The sequence below is a fragment of the Nonomuraea sp. C10 genome (assembly GCF_008017515.1).
Lineage (GTDB): Bacteria > Actinomycetota > Actinomycetes > Streptosporangiales > Streptosporangiaceae > Nonomuraea > Nonomuraea ferruginea.
The window spans coordinates 1-13,390 of record NZ_VPFF01000003.1 but is presented as its reverse complement, the minus strand read 5'-3'; the positions used below and the strand labels follow the sequence as shown (position 1 = coordinate 13,390).

Genomic DNA, 13,390 nt, shown 5'->3' with positions numbered 1-13,390 from the left:
GAGACATGGTATCCCAAGTTCCATTAGTGGTGTGGCGGTGTTCTTCCCGCTGGTGTTCCTGTTCAGCGTCCCGTTCGTGGTGGTGGGGTCCCTGTCCGGCGCGCAGATCGTGCCGGGCGTGCCTCTGTCGGGGCTGGCCTTCGTCTGCCCGGCTCTGGCCGCGGCCGTGCTCGTCCACCGCGAGGGCGGGATGGACGGGGTGCGAGCGCTTGCCGGACGCGCCTTCGACGCCGGCCGGGTCAGTCGCAAGGCGTGGTTCGTGCCCGCTCTGCTGCTGTACCCGGCCGTGGTGGCCCTGTCGTACGTGCTGTTACGGCTGTCCGGCACCCCGTTGCCGGACGCGCACTTCTCCGTGGCCTCGGCGCTGTCGCTGGCCGCCGCGCTCTTCGTGGGCGCGCTGTGCGAGGAACTGGGCTGGTCGGGCTACGCCACCCAGCCCTTGCAAGCCCGCTGGGGACCGGTGTGGGCGGCCCTGACCATCGGGTCGGCCTGGGCCGTCTGGCACTGGCCGGCGCTGCTCCAGGTGGGCCGCCCGGTGTCCTGGATCGCCTGGTGGTCGCTCGGCACCGTCGCGGCGCGCGTGATCATGGTGTGGCTGTTCGCCCACATGGGCGGCAGCGTCCTGGCCATGGCGCTGTTCCACATGACACTCAACCTGGCCTGGCAGCTCTTCCCGGTCGACGGATCACATTTCCCCGTGGCGCTGGTGGCGGTGCTGATGACGATCGTGGCTGTGACCATCGTCGTGCTGGACTTCAGTAGAGCGAAGGCAGCGTCCGCGCGACCGCGTCGTTGAAGCGGTCGAGCAGCGGTTCGAGACCTTTGCTGTGCTGCCGCGCCTCGTCAAGGCTGCCGGCCCAGATGGAGTCGCCGGCCACTTTTTCGACCTCCGCGGCGAGCGAGCGAATGCCGTCATCGAAGACCCGGGCCCGGGAGGACTTCAACAGGAGCAAGGCCGTGGACCATCCGACGGCCGTGGGCGTCTCCCATCGCCGTGCAGGCCACTGCCCTGTCTCTTTCGAGACGGCGATGAGCCTGTCGAGTTCGGCGTACGCCGATTGGACCAGATCCGTTATCGCGCTCTGGAGAGTGAGGATGCTGTCCCGCTGGAACGTGTCGCGCGCCGTCCGTCGCTCCCGTTCGTACTGACGATCGCTCTGGTCCGTCTCACGCTTGCCCTTCTGGACTTCCGCATAGATCGTCACGATCGCCGTGATGACAGAGCCCACCAGGACTCCGATTAAGCCGAAAAGCGCCTCGCTCACGTTGGCCCTCTTCCCTCAGATGCGGTCAGCCGGGTGTCCTCCCACCATCATGGGGCTGCCTTCGTCGGAGCCGCTCGCCTCCGACAGACGGCTCCATCCGTACACATCCACAGGAGGTGGGCCCACCCGGGCCCACCTCCTGGTGCGGGTGGTGTCAGACGATCGGACCCTCACTGGCGAGTTGGACGCCGGGGCGTCCGTTCTCGACGACGTACGTGGCCCGGGTGGACGCCGGAGCGCCGGGCCTGTCGACGTACGGGAGCACCCGGAAGTCGGTGCTCCACAGGTCCTCGGTCACCGTGCACCGCAGGTATCCCCGCCGGTAGTTGGCGAACTTGATGTGCGGGTTGGCGCGTACCGACAGCTGCGAGTAGGAGTCCATGTCGGAGCCGTTGCCCTCGGCGCTGATCGAGGTGCAGACGAACTCGCTGGCCAGCACCGGGGCGGCCGGGTCGCGGTAGTCGGCCTTGATGTCGCCGGCGTGGTGCCGGTGGCGGTCGCCGGTCAGCACGACGAGGTTGTCGACCCCGCGGTTCCGCGCGCCGTCGAGCACCCGGCGGCGGTTCGCGTCGTACCCGTCCCAGGGGTCCATGAAGACCGAGACCGCAGCGGTGTCGTCCATGTCGGTCTCGGCCATCGGCGCCTGGTTGGCCAGCACCTGCCACCGGACGCTGGAGCGCTCGAAGTTGTCCAGGAGCCACCGCTCCTGCTCCCAGCCCATCATCGTCCGGTTCGGGTCCAGGCTGTCCGGGTTCGGGGCGGCCAGGCCGCCGCCGGCCGCCTGGTCGTCGCGGTACTGCCGGGTGTCGAGCACGTTGATGTCGAGCAGGTCGCCGTAGGCGAGCCTCCGGTACAACTGCATGTCCGGACCGTTCGGCAGGGCCGACGCGCGCAGCGGCAGGTTCTCGTAGTAGGCCTGGAAGGCGGCGGCGCGCCGGTCCATGAAGCCCGGGATGTCGGCAGGGTTCTGCGGGATGTCGTCGGCCCAGTCGTTGTCGACCTCGTGGTCGTCGAGGGTCACCGCCCAGGGGTGGGCGGCGTGCGCCGCCATCAGGTCCGCGTCGCTCTTGTACAGGCTGTACTGCAGGCGGTAGCGCTCCAGCGTGACCGTCTCGGGGGACAGGTAGTCCGGGACCGTGGTCTGCCGGGTGCCGCCGTTCGCCGGTACGCCGTTCTCGTAAATGTAGTCGCCGACGTGGAGGACCAGGTCGAGGTCGTCCTCGGCCATCCGCTGGTACGCGGTGTAGAAACCCTGCTGCCACAGGGCACAGCTGGCGACCGCCAGGGAGACCGAGCTGACGTGGGCGCCGTGGGCCGGGGCGGTCTTGGTCCGCCCGACGGGACTGATGTCGGTGCCGACCTTGAACCGGTAGAAGTAGTGCCGGCCGGGTCGCAGGCCCCACACCTCTGGGTGGACGGAGTGGTTGAGCTCCGGCGTGGCGACGGCGGTGCCGCGCTTGACGATCCGGCGGAAGCCCTCGTCCTCGGCGACCTGCCAGTGGACGGGGACCCGCCGCCGCGGCATGCCGCCCGACCCGTCGGCGGCGAGCGGATCCGGGGCGAGGCGGGTCCACAGCACGACGGAGTCCGGCAGCGGGTCACCGGAGGCGACACCGAGCTTGAACGGGTTGTCCGGCAGACCGCGCTGCAGCGGCGTCGCCCCGGCCGGGTCGGGGATGGCACTGGTGCCGAGGAGTACAGCGGCCGCGCCGGCGCCGCCGAGGAAGCCGCGTCGGCTGAGGGTGCGTCCGAGCGGAGATTTCATTGAGGGGTGTCCTTCGAAGATCAGGAATGAGGGCAGCGATGCTAACGGCGGGGGGTGAACCACGGGTTGGCGGTACGTGATCGGCGGGGAAATGCCAGGTACGGTACAAGATCGCTACTTTGTCCACAACTGATGCTTGACCTGTGGGTGTCAAGAAGATGCGGGCGGGACTCCGTGAGACCGGAGGCCCGCCCGTGTCTGCGGTTGGAACCGCTGGTCAAGATCGAGTGCCACCGGCAGGATTCGAACCGGCGTGAGCCGCGGCTGAGGGCGCGCGCGGCTGCTCATGGGCGAGTCTGGCGGATGAAGACCTGCGGCTGAGAAGCCACAGGTCAGACTGGCTGATCCTCGATCGGGCGGCCGAAAGTGACGGCCTCCAGCACGGATCGCGGCGCCGTGTCGCGGAGGGCGGCGTCGGGACGTGCGCCGAGCGCGTCGTTGACGGTAGAGAACGCGATGCGCAGTGCCACGAAGACGGTGACCGCGAAGATCTGACCGTCGTCGTACCCCGCTTCCCGCAGCGCGAGCACGTCCGTCTGGCCGATCCCGTTGGGATCGCGTGCCACCTTCCGCGCCCAGCGCGCCAGCGCTCGCTCCCGGGGCGTCAATCCGTCGTCGTCGCCCCGCAGCACTCCCGACGCCACACGGGCGTCGGCGGACTCGGCCAGCTTGTTTCCCCAGGCCAGCGAGCAGTACGAGTCCCCCATGGCCGAGGCGCAGGCGGTCACCAGGATGCCGCGGGTGCGCAGGTCGAGCCCGCCTGCCTCGACGCACTGCCGTAGCAGGTCGAACAGTCCCGCGATGGTGTCCGGCTGGTGGGCCCACAGCCTGGTGAGGTTCATGACATAGCCGCACTCGGCCAGGTCATCGTCGAACAGCCGCCGTACCTCCGAAGTCATCTCCGGAGGTTGGAGGAATCCGCTCATGAAGTTCTCTCCCTTCCGCAGGAAGAGTGGTCGAGCGTGCTTGCCAAACGCTTGCCAACCGCTCATAGCCGAAGAGGGCTCGGCATGCCAGCGGTGGGTGAGCCGGTGGGCAGGATCAACTAAGGTGCCCGTTCATGCACGGAATCCGAAGTTTGCCGTCTACGCTCACGCTCGTGCGGAAAACGAGCGTGGCGCTGATGGCGCTGCTGGTCCTGACCGGTTGTACGCAGCAGGCTGGTGAAGACGGGCTGCTGGACGCGATGGCCAGCGTCTCGGGGGAGGGACCCGCCGCGGCGTACTTCGAATACGGCGAGCCGGCCTGGTGGCGTGACCTCGGCGTCGATGCCGGCTCCGGCGGGGATCGCCGCTGGCTTCCCGCGGCGGTCTCAGGTCTCGGAAGCCTGGGCGCCGCTTGGCAGACCCTGCCACAGGCCACCGGCATGGCTCCCGCGACCGGCACCCGGGCGATCTCGATCGGCGTGCCCCCGCAGCAGGCGTTCCGGTTCGACGGCGACGTCGACTCGGACGCCGTACGGACGAAGCTGACCGCTCTCGGCGCCAAGCCCCGCACCATGGGCGGCCACGAAGGGCTCTCCTTCTCCCCTGGAGCCGAGATAGACCTGTCCCGGCTGATCGTTCCCGGGCTGACCAACCAGCTCAACCAGGTCGTGGTCACCGACTCCCTGGCAGCGGCGGCCTCCACCCCCGGCCCGCTGGAGGCCGTCCTGGGCGGGGAGCGTACGTTGGCCGACAACCCCGCGCATGCCGCCGTGGCCGCCTGCCTCGGCGACGTCGCCGCCGCCACGATCATGGCCCCGTCTCCTTCCGGCGCGGTCACGCTGTACGGCGTCGGGCTGCGCCGCCCGGCCAGCCTGGACGACCGGCCGGTCAACGTCATCTGCGTGCTGCCGTCAGCACCCGCCGCCGCCGACGTCGAACGCGCGCTGACAACCCGCCTCACCCCTGAGGGAAAGATGCGGGACGGCGGGACCTTCGGAACGTACGCCCCAGAGATCGCACACGATCGGATCACCTCGGACGATCACGTGGTGCTGAGAGCCGTCCTCACGCTGAGCGGCACCAAGTCCGTGATGTTCGCCAACCAGATGCTGGTTCGGAACGAGCTCCAGGGCCTGATCAACTCATCACGTTGATCCATTGTGGGCTTCCCCTCGTAACGTGGAGACCGAACCAGGAAAGGTTTGGTCGTGGCAGGAGTCACGAGGCGTCGCTTTGATCCGGAGTTCCGGGCTGGGGCGGTGAGGATCGTCAGGGAGACCGGCAAGCCCGTCGCGCACGTCGCGCGGGATCTGGGCATCAACGAGTACACGCTGTACAACTGGGTGCAGATGGACCGGCTCGCGGCAGGGCAGGCCGGTGGCGACAGCGGAGGCGGGACGCTGAAGGAGTCGGCGGAGGAGGAGCTGGCGCGGCTGCGGCGGGAGAAGGCCGAGTTGGCCCGGCAGCACGCCAAGGAGAAGGCGGCCTGGGAGAAGGAACGCGCGGAGCTGGAGGACGAGCGTGATGTCCTCAAGCGTTCCGTGGTCTTGTGGGTGAAAGAGGCGATGGGCCGGTGAGCGTGGCGGCCTTCATCTGCTCCCAGAAGACCGACTACGGCATCGACCACGCGATCTCCTGCCGGGCGCTGGAGGTCTCCCAGTCGTGGTTCTACAAGTGGAAGAACCGCATCGGGGCGAATTCGCCGACCGCCCGCCAGCAGCGGCGGGCCCGGTTAGATGCGGAGATCAAGCGCCTGTTCGCGGCCTCGGGCGGTACGTACGGCTCACCGCGGATCACCCAGGACCTGCACGAGGCGGGCTGGCGTGTGTCAGAGAACACCGTGGCCAGGCGGATGGCCGAACTCGGCTTGGCTGGGCGGGCGCCGAAGAAGCCTCGTTCGCTGACCCGGCAGGGCAAGCGGCCGGCCGCGCCGGATCTGGTGCGGCGGAAGTTCACCGCGGTCGCTCCGGACGTGCTGTGGGTCGGCGACGTCACAATGATCCACACCGATGAGGGGCCACTGTACTTGGCCTCGGTGGAGGATCTGTTCTCCCGTCGGCTGCTGGGCTACGCCATGTCCGAGCATCACGACGCGGCGCTGACGGTCGCCTCGCTGCAGATGGCGGTCGCCACCAGGGGCGGCGACGTGGACGGGGTGATCTTCCATTCGGACCGCGGGTCGGAGTACACCGCTGCCCGCTACCAGGCCGAATGCCGCAAGCACGGGGTGGTGCAGTCCATGGGCCGGGTCGGGTGCGCGCTCGACAACGGGGCTGCCGAGTCGCTCAACAGCACGCTGAAGGTCGAGTTTGTGCACCGTCACCACTTCCGTACCAGGGCGGAGGCCCGGCTGAAGATCGCGACCTGGATCGCGGACTTCTACAACGTCAAGCGGAGGCACAGCGCCAACGACGGGCTGCCGCCTGTCACATTCGAGCGTCAGATGATCGAGACGAGGCAAGCATCATCGGCCCTGGTGAGGGCCGCTGTGGCATAGGACCGTCTCCACGGTTTGAGGGGATTGACATACGGCTGTACGGAGCCCTCGGCCACTCCTGGCTCGGCTCGATGCGGGACCGGTCGTCGCCGATGTCGGCATGCGCAACTGTGACTGCCGTACGAAGCGTTAGTTCGGCTTGGGAGTACATTTGTGCAGCTCGCCGTACCGTTCGCGGGCGATGCTGAGCAGCTGTGTCAAGTCGCTCACCGGGTCACGTCCCTTGCTGACTTCGGACAGGTCAACGCTGATCCACGGACGCTTTTCTCCACACCGGAACAGCATCATCGTGTAGTACGGATTGGTGCGCGGCAAACGGCCTGTGTAGGCGATGAGCCCCTTGCCGAGATCCGCTGGAAGGTCGGCCAGTTGATGCTCACCGAAATTCTTGCGCGCAATATCCAAGACATTGTCCCCATCCCGTATCGACCACACAACGGAAAGTCGTGTGTATTCATTGCGAAGCGTGCATATGCCATGCGTTGTGCGCACTCCGCTCTTTTCTTCCTGTAGAGCGAGCGTAAGACCGCTGATCGTGCGGACCGCTTGCTGGGGAAGGAAGTCACACCAGTAAGGCGGGGAGTCTGTGACCGGAGAGGCAGCAATCTTGTTGCTTGCGTTTGGCGACGGTGGTGAGCCGGTGCCGGTGCAGCCGGTCAGCAACGCGAGGATGAGTGCGAGTCCGGCGCTCGTAGCGGCGAGGGGCCTGAGGGCTGGAGGCTTCATATCAGTACTTGAGGATTCCCAGGTTGCCATGCATCGTGTCCCTCGCCGTGTTCATTCGCGCCGCTTCTGCCACCTGGAGTTCGACCGCGGCGTTCCTGTCGCTGCTGCCCTCATAAGGCGGGCAAGCTCTGCAAGGCGACCCCGGTCCTGCAGAACTACAAGTTAGCCCGGGAACGAAAGGCCTCAGTGACATAGAACAGCTCGATGTTCTGCGCTAGCTCGCTTTGGGGGTGCATCGATGTATTTCGCCAAATCGGTCGCGCGCTATGCGAAGCAATGTGGTCAGGTCTGTGATCACATTGCGGCCCTTCGCCACCTCCGAGAAGTCGATGCCCATCCAGGGCCTTTTGTTGCCGCATCGGAACAGTATGAAGGCGACGTAAGGGCCTGTCCTGGGCTCGCCCTCGGTGTAGGCAATCAACCCTTTCCCGAGGTCGGTCGGTAGGTCAGCCAGTCGACGGCGGCCGAAGTTTTCCTGTGCGAGGTCAAGGGCCTCATTGCCACCACGGATGGACCAGTTGATGGAGAAGCGTGTGTATTCATTGCGCAATAGGCATCCGCCATGTGTGGTGGGGACGCCCCAGTTGTCCTCCGTAAGGGGGATGGCTAGGCCGCTGATGATGCGAACTGCCTGCTGGGGGATGACGTCGCACCAGTACGGGCCGATGTCGCTGACGGCTCGTGTGTCGACTGTGGGTTCCGGGACCGGCGGAGGAGGGCCCTGTGTGCAGCCGGAGCTCAGCGTCAGCGCGAGGAGTGTGGCACAGAGGGCCTTGGTACGTGTGGACATGTCAATAGTTCCGGTCGATACCAAAATTATCGTGAACGTCCCAGCCGGCGCTGTGGTCCATGGCCTCTCGGATCGTCTGAGTGGTGCTTTCGGTCTTGGCGTGCCAACGTGCCCACTTGATGAAGACGTCGAAGGTCGCCGGATCTGCCATGATCTCGTGGAGTGGTTTGAGGGTCGGTGGGCTTCCGTCCGTGGCGAACGGCGCGTCCTTGAGGCCTTCGAGTGCCTTATCACTCCATTGACCGTGTGCGATCCTGGCGCTGAGCATCATTGTCTCAATCATCGACATGGTCATCGTGCGATCGTTGCTCGCCTGCTGCATGGCCGACCCTGTAGTCATACCGTCCCGCAGCATCCGGTCAACCAATAACGCCGAGAGCTTCTCGAACGCCATCGGGGTGAGCTTCTCATGCGCCTTGTCGCCGAAGAACCCGAAGCGAGTGGCGAATTTCCCCGCCGGTCCGGTCAGCTCGCTCAGCACACTGTTGATCATTCCTTTCATCTCCTCTTTGACCTGCTCATCAGTCTTGGCTTGGGCCAACAAGTACAGTCGCCGGGTCTCCAGGATGTGGCCCATGAAGCGCGCCTCCGGAATGAGTACGTCCTCTATCTGCTCCCCGCCGTCCCGCCGGTAGGACTCGTGGACCATGCTCAGCATCCGTTGGACCTCGGCCTCCACCAAGGATTTCGTGGCCGCTGCGTCGGATCCCACGAAGGCCAGCAGCCGATCCATCTCAGCATGATTGATGCCTTTCAGATCTGGCTTGCGTTCATCGAAAACGGTGAAAACCTTGTCGATGTGCGCGGCCATGACTGATCCGATCGGGCCGGCCAGGAATGACAGTCGCTTCAGCTTCTCTGTGTCGGTGATCTGAAGCTTGCCGTCGCCACCACGTCCGAAGACGCCATCCAGTTCGTTCTTGAGAATGATGAGCGCCTCGTTCGTGTGTTTGAGCGAATCCTTGTCCTTGCTGCTCAACGCCGTCCGCAGCAGCCCTGCGAACGGGGCGTGGTTCCCCGTCTTGTTGAAGCCGTCCAGTCGGTCGGTGAGCAGGTACGCCATGATCGACTTGTTCCAGCCCTTCGGGGTGTGGAAGAGCAATGCCTGCGCGGCCGGCAGCGAATACTGGGCCGCCTGGGCCAGGTCATCGATGACGCTCGCTTTGATCGGCTCTCCCGGCTGCCCCATCCGCGGCCCACCTGGCTGCATGGAGTCGCTGATGCCGAGCACCGTGGCCAGGTCCATGCTGTTGGCGTAAGGAGTTCGCGAGTCGGACAGCTCCTTCTGATGCATGATGGCGTCCCTGCCGACCACTTCCATGAACCGCTCGGAGAAGGGCGGCTTGCCGTCGCTGGCTCTCCATATCAGCGCCTGAGCCTGGTAGCCGACGTAGGTCACTTCGAGCGCCTTGTGCTCGGCCCGCCCTTCCTCGACCAACTGATTCAGGAAGGCATCTCCCATGAACGCCTCGTCTTTTGGGTTGGTCCCCTTCGCCAGCGTGGTGGCCAGCAGTTTCATGACCTGCTGGACTTGTTTCACCTGTTGTGGATCACGCGTGGAATTGACATTGGCGCGCACCTGCAGGCCCAGCGCGGCCGGAAGTTCGGTGATGCCCTTGGCTCCCAGCTTGGAGAGGAAGGTCTTGACGAACTCCGGATCGTTCACCCTTCCCGCGTACTTCTGAAGCTCCGCCATCGCCTTGCGGTCACCGCGGCCGGCGGCGGCCGCCGCCTTGGCAGCCAGTGTGCCGTCGAGCTGTCCTTGGGCCTGGCGGAGCGAGTCCGGCACCGCGATAAGGGATCCCGTCGCTACGGACGTTCCAAGGGTGATTTTGTGCCGCTCGATCTCACGGACGATGCGCTGCCGTTTGCGAAGATCATCTGCTTCCTGGCCGACCTGTGTCGCGAGCTTTCTGATTCGTTCCGCGGGAGTGGTGTCGAGCCCTGCGCTCGTGAGCTCTCCGTATAACAGGGAGGCCAGCTTTTCCATTTGCGCGGCGGCTGCGGTGTGGCGGGTGACAAGCATGTCGAACTCCGGCAGCTTGACTCCGCTGAAGCTCATCTCGTCTTCACCAGCTCATCCCTGGCCATGGCGACGGCCTGGGCGAGCATCGCATGCAGTTCCCGCTGAGAGTTGTGCACCGACTGATCGAATCGGCTGCCGGTCGGCCCCACCCAGGCGTCGGCTTCCATGAGCTGGCAGGAAGCGTGCAGAGCCCACCAGTTGTCGTCGGACAGCTTCTGAATGCGTTGCACCGCTGCCTGCATGAGCTCGCGATCAGGACCAGGCATGCCGATCTCCTCGTACAGCTGTCAAGGGCCCCAACTGACGATAACCCCGTACGAGTCAATTGCCTCGGTAACCAACCTTTTTGAGATTCCTCCCAACATGTTTGACCCGAAGGGCGAGAGGCGTACGTACAAGTACGAATCGCTGTGTGCAGGCCTGACGAATCACGAGCAAATGATCATGCGGCTATGGGCGCGCACGGCGGACAAGTTTTGCGATCACATCAGAAAGAGCCTCGACAGCGCTGCCGGCGAATCAGACCCATCCGCGCCGCCACGGCCCTCCGTCGTCCTGCTCGGCTACCCGCCGCCAGCAGGGTGCCGCCCTGGCGTTGCGATCCCGCTCTTCGGATCCGGGTGCCCTCACAAGAGTGTGCGCCGCCCCACGGTGACCTTCCTTCTTCGGAAACGCCTCCGGCGGCGACACTTCTGCGGGTCGGCCAATGGTGGCAAGGCGCATCGCGGAGCTTCAACCCACGGCGATCGTGGAATGCTCTGCGTGCGATCACCACGGTCGGGAGGTTCGGCGTGTTCCAAAAGATGGTGCGAGCCCTCACCGGAACTGCTTCAGCGCAACGGCCGGCAGCTGAGGACGATGCGTGCGCTTACGGAACGCAGCTGCTCAGTGAGGCCCGCGAGGAACTCAACCGGGCGGACACCAAGGCCCAGGTTCTTCTCGGCATCGTGGGCATTGGCCTCGGCGCCGTCATTGGCGGCCTCCTCGCAGGAAGCTGGTCACCTTTTACGTTGTCCAATGCCATCGAGTGGCTGTGGTGGGCAGGGGCGGCGGCTGCTCTTGCGTCCGTGATCGTGCTCGCCAGCGCGGTCTACCCGCGGCTGGATCGGCGAAAGATGCACGGCGCCGCCATGTACTACGCCGACATCCTTCACCTTGACTCCCCGGCGACCGTCGCCAACGCTCTCATGCGGTCGTCGGCACTGGACCTGGAGCGGATCGCTGATCAGCTGTACCGGGTCAGCCACATAGTCGGGCAGAAGTATCGCCTCATCCGCTGGGGGTTCTGGCTACTCCTCGGTGGAATGGCGGCCACAGTGAGCGCGGCGCTCATCGACGTCGTGCTCACCGAGTCCCCTCCCTGACCGCGTAGCCGCTGAATGACGGCACTCTGACGAGAACCTCACGCTCGGCCTACCAGCAGCGTGTCGTCCTCCACCGGCGGAACGGGCAGGCCGAGAAGTTCCAAGGTCCTGCGGAGCACCGTTTCGTTGCTGACGACGAAGCTGAGCATGTCCTCCCTCTCGTACCGCTGCATGATCGTGTCGACGGTGCCGAGCAGTTGTTGTGCTCCCTGCTGCCGCTGCTCGACGAGTTCAGCGATGATCTGAGGTAGGTGGTCCGGTGAGACTGCCAGTTTGATCGCGTGCTCCACTTGGGCGCTTCCCACCACGGCGGTGAGAAAGTCCTGCCATTTCTGCCGGACCTCGTCGGTGCTCTCGATCCGGAGCAGCGCGGCGGCGGCGTCGGCTCTGATGTCATGCTGTTTCCTGTAGGCATCCCGGTTGAGCTGGCGTATCTCCTCGGGAACGTCGACCTCGGCTCTGACCGCCCACCGGTAGACACCCGTCATCGAGCCTGAGATCGCTTGGAGCCTGTCGTTCGTGGCCTGTTCCGCCGCGCCCGCCGCGGTGATCTCGAATTGCCGGGTGGTCGACCGTACCTCCTGACACGCGCGCTGGAGGACCGCCTCCACCTCCGGTACTTCATCGTTGAAGACGGCTCGGGCCCGTACTCCGCCCGAGGTCGCGGTTCGAAAGAGGGTGACGGAGAAGTTGTAAGCGTCGCCCTTGGCAGGCGAGGCCAGAATGAACGGCTCGATGTTCACGGGCGGTTCGGGCTCGGGCTGGTTCTGCTGGATGTGGTAGAGCCTGGGTGCCAGCCATTTACGCATGAGATCAGCTCCTGTGAACGATTTGACGCAGGTGATGGTGAAGTTCGGCGGAGATCTCGCCATGGTGCCGCCAGAACCGGAGGTAGAGCAGGGCCCGCTCGGCGTTCCGCCCATCGGTCAGGCTGAAGATCTGATCCGTGATCTCCCGTACAGTGGGCCGCTTGTCGTAATGGCGGAGCCATTCGTGCAGCAACAAATCCCAGGACTCGGGGACGGCCAGGCGCCCCTTTTCCTCGTAGCTGAGCGCGTTGCGCCAGAGTGTCGCCAGAGAGGGATGGGGATCGAGCTCGCTCAGATGCTGCCGTTCTGGGCCCGAAACGGGCAGCGCGGCCAGTCGTCCGAAGGCGAGGGCGGCGCCGCGACGACCAGCCGATCCTCCCTCACGGACCCAGTCGGCGAGATGGTTCATGATGATGGGCGCGGTGTCTCTGCGATAGAGGTACGCGATGGACTGTGCCACGTCGTGGTGGAACTTGACGCCCCTGCTCAGGACCAGGGTCCGGAACGCGGCGAGGGCTTGGTCAGGTGCGGAGAGACCGACGGACGAGGCGTAGGCGCGGATGGCGATCGCCTTCTTCGCATCGTTGCCTCGGATCATGAGATCGAGATGGAGGTGGACGCGGCGTGTCATCGAGGGGTCCTCGGCGGTGGCTTCCAGTGCCAGTGCCGCGAGCTGATGGTCCCGGGATCGGCGGGACTGGCTCCATACCTCCAGGAACCGCTCGTTCACGAGGGCGAAGTCGAAGGTCGCGAGCTTTCCGACCGCGTGCCCGACCTTGATCCTCGTATGCGAAGATCCCTCACTGCCGAGCCAGATCAGCCAGTCGACCAACGAGTCGCGGATGGTCGGCTGGTCTTCCCAGATCACGCGCAGCATGACGGCCGCCAGCTCAGGACGTCTGAGCCTTATGCTTCGCCCGCCGCCGGGCCCGGCTGGTGTGGCCTCGGCATCCACGTAACTCAGCCAGGCCGGCAGCTTCTCCCACAGTTGGACCGGTTTCGGCGAGTGATCACGACGCCACTTCTCGTCGAGCCGTTCGGCCAGGGCCAGCGCCGCGCCGGAGATTTCCGCCTCGGGCAGGCCGTGAAGTACGGCGATGCTGGTCATGAAACACCGGCCCAGAGTCGGCCTGCGCTTTTCGAGGTTTTCGCCCACCTTCGCGCGCATGCGGTGGAAGCGCCGGTTCAGCATGGTCTCGATGGAGCTGCCGGACTCTACTGC

The 13,390-nt window shown here is 65.5% G+C and carries 14 protein-coding genes; 5 read left to right on the top strand and 9 right to left on the bottom strand.

The features are described 5' to 3' along the window. Positions 1–31 precede the first annotated feature (31 nt). On the top strand, positions 32–796 hold the full coding sequence (locus FR742_RS31425) for a CPBP family intramembrane glutamic endopeptidase (protein ID WP_148034957.1): 765 nt from the start codon (positions 32–34) through the stop codon (positions 794–796). On the opposite strand, the gene FR742_RS31420 is transcribed toward FR742_RS31425, so the two are convergent. The 3 genes from FR742_RS31420 to FR742_RS31410 all read right to left on the bottom strand — a co-directional run bounded on the left by FR742_RS31420 (position 756) and on the right by FR742_RS31410 (position 3,956). Then, positions 756–1,265: a hypothetical protein gene (locus tag FR742_RS31420; protein ID WP_148034956.1), complete on the bottom strand. Its 510-nt coding sequence runs from the start codon at positions 1,263–1,265 to the stop codon at positions 756–758. The two genes, FR742_RS31425 and FR742_RS31420, sit on opposite strands and share 41 nt — an antisense overlap. A gap of 154 nt (positions 1,266–1,419) precedes the next feature. Next, positions 1,420–3,030 carry an alkaline phosphatase gene (locus FR742_RS31415; protein ID WP_148034955.1) on the bottom strand — a complete coding sequence of 537 codons (1,611 nt, stop codon included), beginning with the start codon at positions 3,028–3,030 and terminating at the stop codon, positions 1,420–1,422. Positions 3,031–3,362: 332 nt separating this feature from the next. After that, entirely contained in the window at positions 3,363–3,956 is a 594-nt protein-coding gene (locus FR742_RS31410; RefSeq protein ID WP_148028986.1) for a carboxymuconolactone decarboxylase family protein, read from the bottom strand. Between the two features lie 173 nt (positions 3,957–4,129). On the opposite strand from FR742_RS31410, the gene FR742_RS31405 reads away from it, so the two are divergent. The 3 genes from FR742_RS31405 to FR742_RS31395 are packed head-to-tail and all read left to right on the top strand — an operon-like array spanning position 4,130 to position 6,453. Beyond that, entirely contained in the window at positions 4,130–5,110 is a 981-nt protein-coding gene (locus FR742_RS31405; RefSeq protein WP_148028987.1) for a hypothetical protein, read from the top strand. 54 nt (positions 5,111–5,164) lie between these two features. Continuing rightward, a complete protein-coding gene (locus FR742_RS31400) occupies positions 5,165–5,533 on the top strand; it encodes a transposase (RefSeq protein ID WP_148028988.1) in 369 nt (122 codons plus the stop codon). Then, positions 5,530–6,453, top strand: coding sequence for an IS3 family transposase (locus FR742_RS31395; RefSeq protein ID WP_148028989.1), 924 nt, complete (start codon positions 5,530–5,532; stop codon positions 6,451–6,453). Before FR742_RS31400 ends, FR742_RS31395 begins: the two co-directional genes overlap by 4 nt. A gap of 129 nt (positions 6,454–6,582) precedes the next feature. On the opposite strand, the gene FR742_RS31390 is transcribed toward FR742_RS31395, so the two are convergent. The 4 genes from FR742_RS31390 to FR742_RS31375 all read right to left on the bottom strand — a co-directional run bounded on the left by FR742_RS31390 (position 6,583) and on the right by FR742_RS31375 (position 10,261). Continuing rightward, complete coding sequence (locus FR742_RS31390) at positions 6,583–7,209, bottom strand: hypothetical protein (protein ID WP_148028990.1); 627 nt, start codon at positions 7,207–7,209, stop codon at positions 6,583–6,585. Between the two features lie 184 nt (positions 7,210–7,393). After that, positions 7,394–7,969: a hypothetical protein gene (locus tag FR742_RS31385; protein ID WP_148028991.1), complete on the bottom strand. Its 576-nt coding sequence runs from the start codon at positions 7,967–7,969 to the stop codon at positions 7,394–7,396. Position 7,970: 1 nt separating this feature from the next. Continuing rightward, positions 7,971–10,031, bottom strand: a complete 2,061-nt coding sequence (locus FR742_RS31380) for a hypothetical protein (protein WP_148028992.1) — start codon at positions 10,029–10,031, stop codon at positions 7,971–7,973. Continuing rightward, positions 10,028–10,261 (bottom strand): hypothetical protein, encoded by a 234-nt coding sequence (locus FR742_RS31375; RefSeq protein ID WP_148028993.1) that lies wholly within the window; start codon positions 10,259–10,261, stop codon positions 10,028–10,030. The genes FR742_RS31380 and FR742_RS31375 overlap by 4 nt, the downstream gene beginning before the upstream one ends. A gap of 525 nt (positions 10,262–10,786) precedes the next feature. On the opposite strand from FR742_RS31375, the gene FR742_RS31370 reads away from it, so the two are divergent. Further along, positions 10,787–11,359 carry a Pycsar system effector family protein gene (locus tag FR742_RS31370; RefSeq protein ID WP_148028994.1) on the top strand — a complete coding sequence of 191 codons (573 nt, stop codon included), beginning with the start codon at positions 10,787–10,789 and terminating at the stop codon, positions 11,357–11,359. Positions 11,360–11,397: 38 nt separating this feature from the next. Here FR742_RS31370 and FR742_RS31365 read toward each other — a convergent pair whose 3' ends face one another. Next, the gene (locus tag FR742_RS31365; RefSeq protein ID WP_148028995.1) at positions 11,398–12,168 is read right to left on the bottom strand and encodes a hypothetical protein; all 771 of its coding nucleotides are present in this window, start codon (positions 12,166–12,168) and stop codon (positions 11,398–11,400) included. 4 nt (positions 12,169–12,172) lie between these two features. Then, a partial coding sequence (locus FR742_RS31360) for a hypothetical protein (protein ID WP_222709212.1) occupies positions 12,173–13,390 on the bottom strand: 1,218 nt, incomplete at its 5' end.

What these genes read in the sequence shown, in the direction of transcription:
- FR742_RS31415 (WP_148034955.1), bottom strand. Translation starts at nt 3,030, where the DNA reads ATGAAATCTCCGCTCGGACGCACCCTCAGCCGACGCGGCTTCCTCGGC.
- FR742_RS31410 (WP_148028986.1), bottom strand. Translation starts at nt 3,956, where the DNA reads ATGAGCGGATTCCTCCAACCTCCGGAGATGACTTCGGAGGTACGGCGG.
- FR742_RS31390 (WP_148028990.1), bottom strand. Translation starts at nt 7,209, where the DNA reads ATGGCAACCTGGGAATCCTCAAGTACTGATATGAAGCCTCCAGCCCTC.
- FR742_RS31385 (WP_148028991.1), bottom strand. Translation starts at nt 7,969, where the DNA reads ATGTCCACACGTACCAAGGCCCTCTGTGCCACACTCCTCGCGCTGACG.
- FR742_RS31380 (WP_148028992.1), bottom strand. Translation starts at nt 10,031, where the DNA reads ATGAGCTTCAGCGGAGTCAAGCTGCCGGAGTTCGACATGCTTGTCACC.
- FR742_RS31375 (WP_148028993.1), bottom strand. Translation starts at nt 10,261, where the DNA reads ATGCCTGGTCCTGATCGCGAGCTCATGCAGGCAGCGGTGCAACGCATT.
- FR742_RS31365 (WP_148028995.1), bottom strand. Translation starts at nt 12,168, where the DNA reads ATGCGTAAATGGCTGGCACCCAGGCTCTACCACATCCAGCAGAACCAG.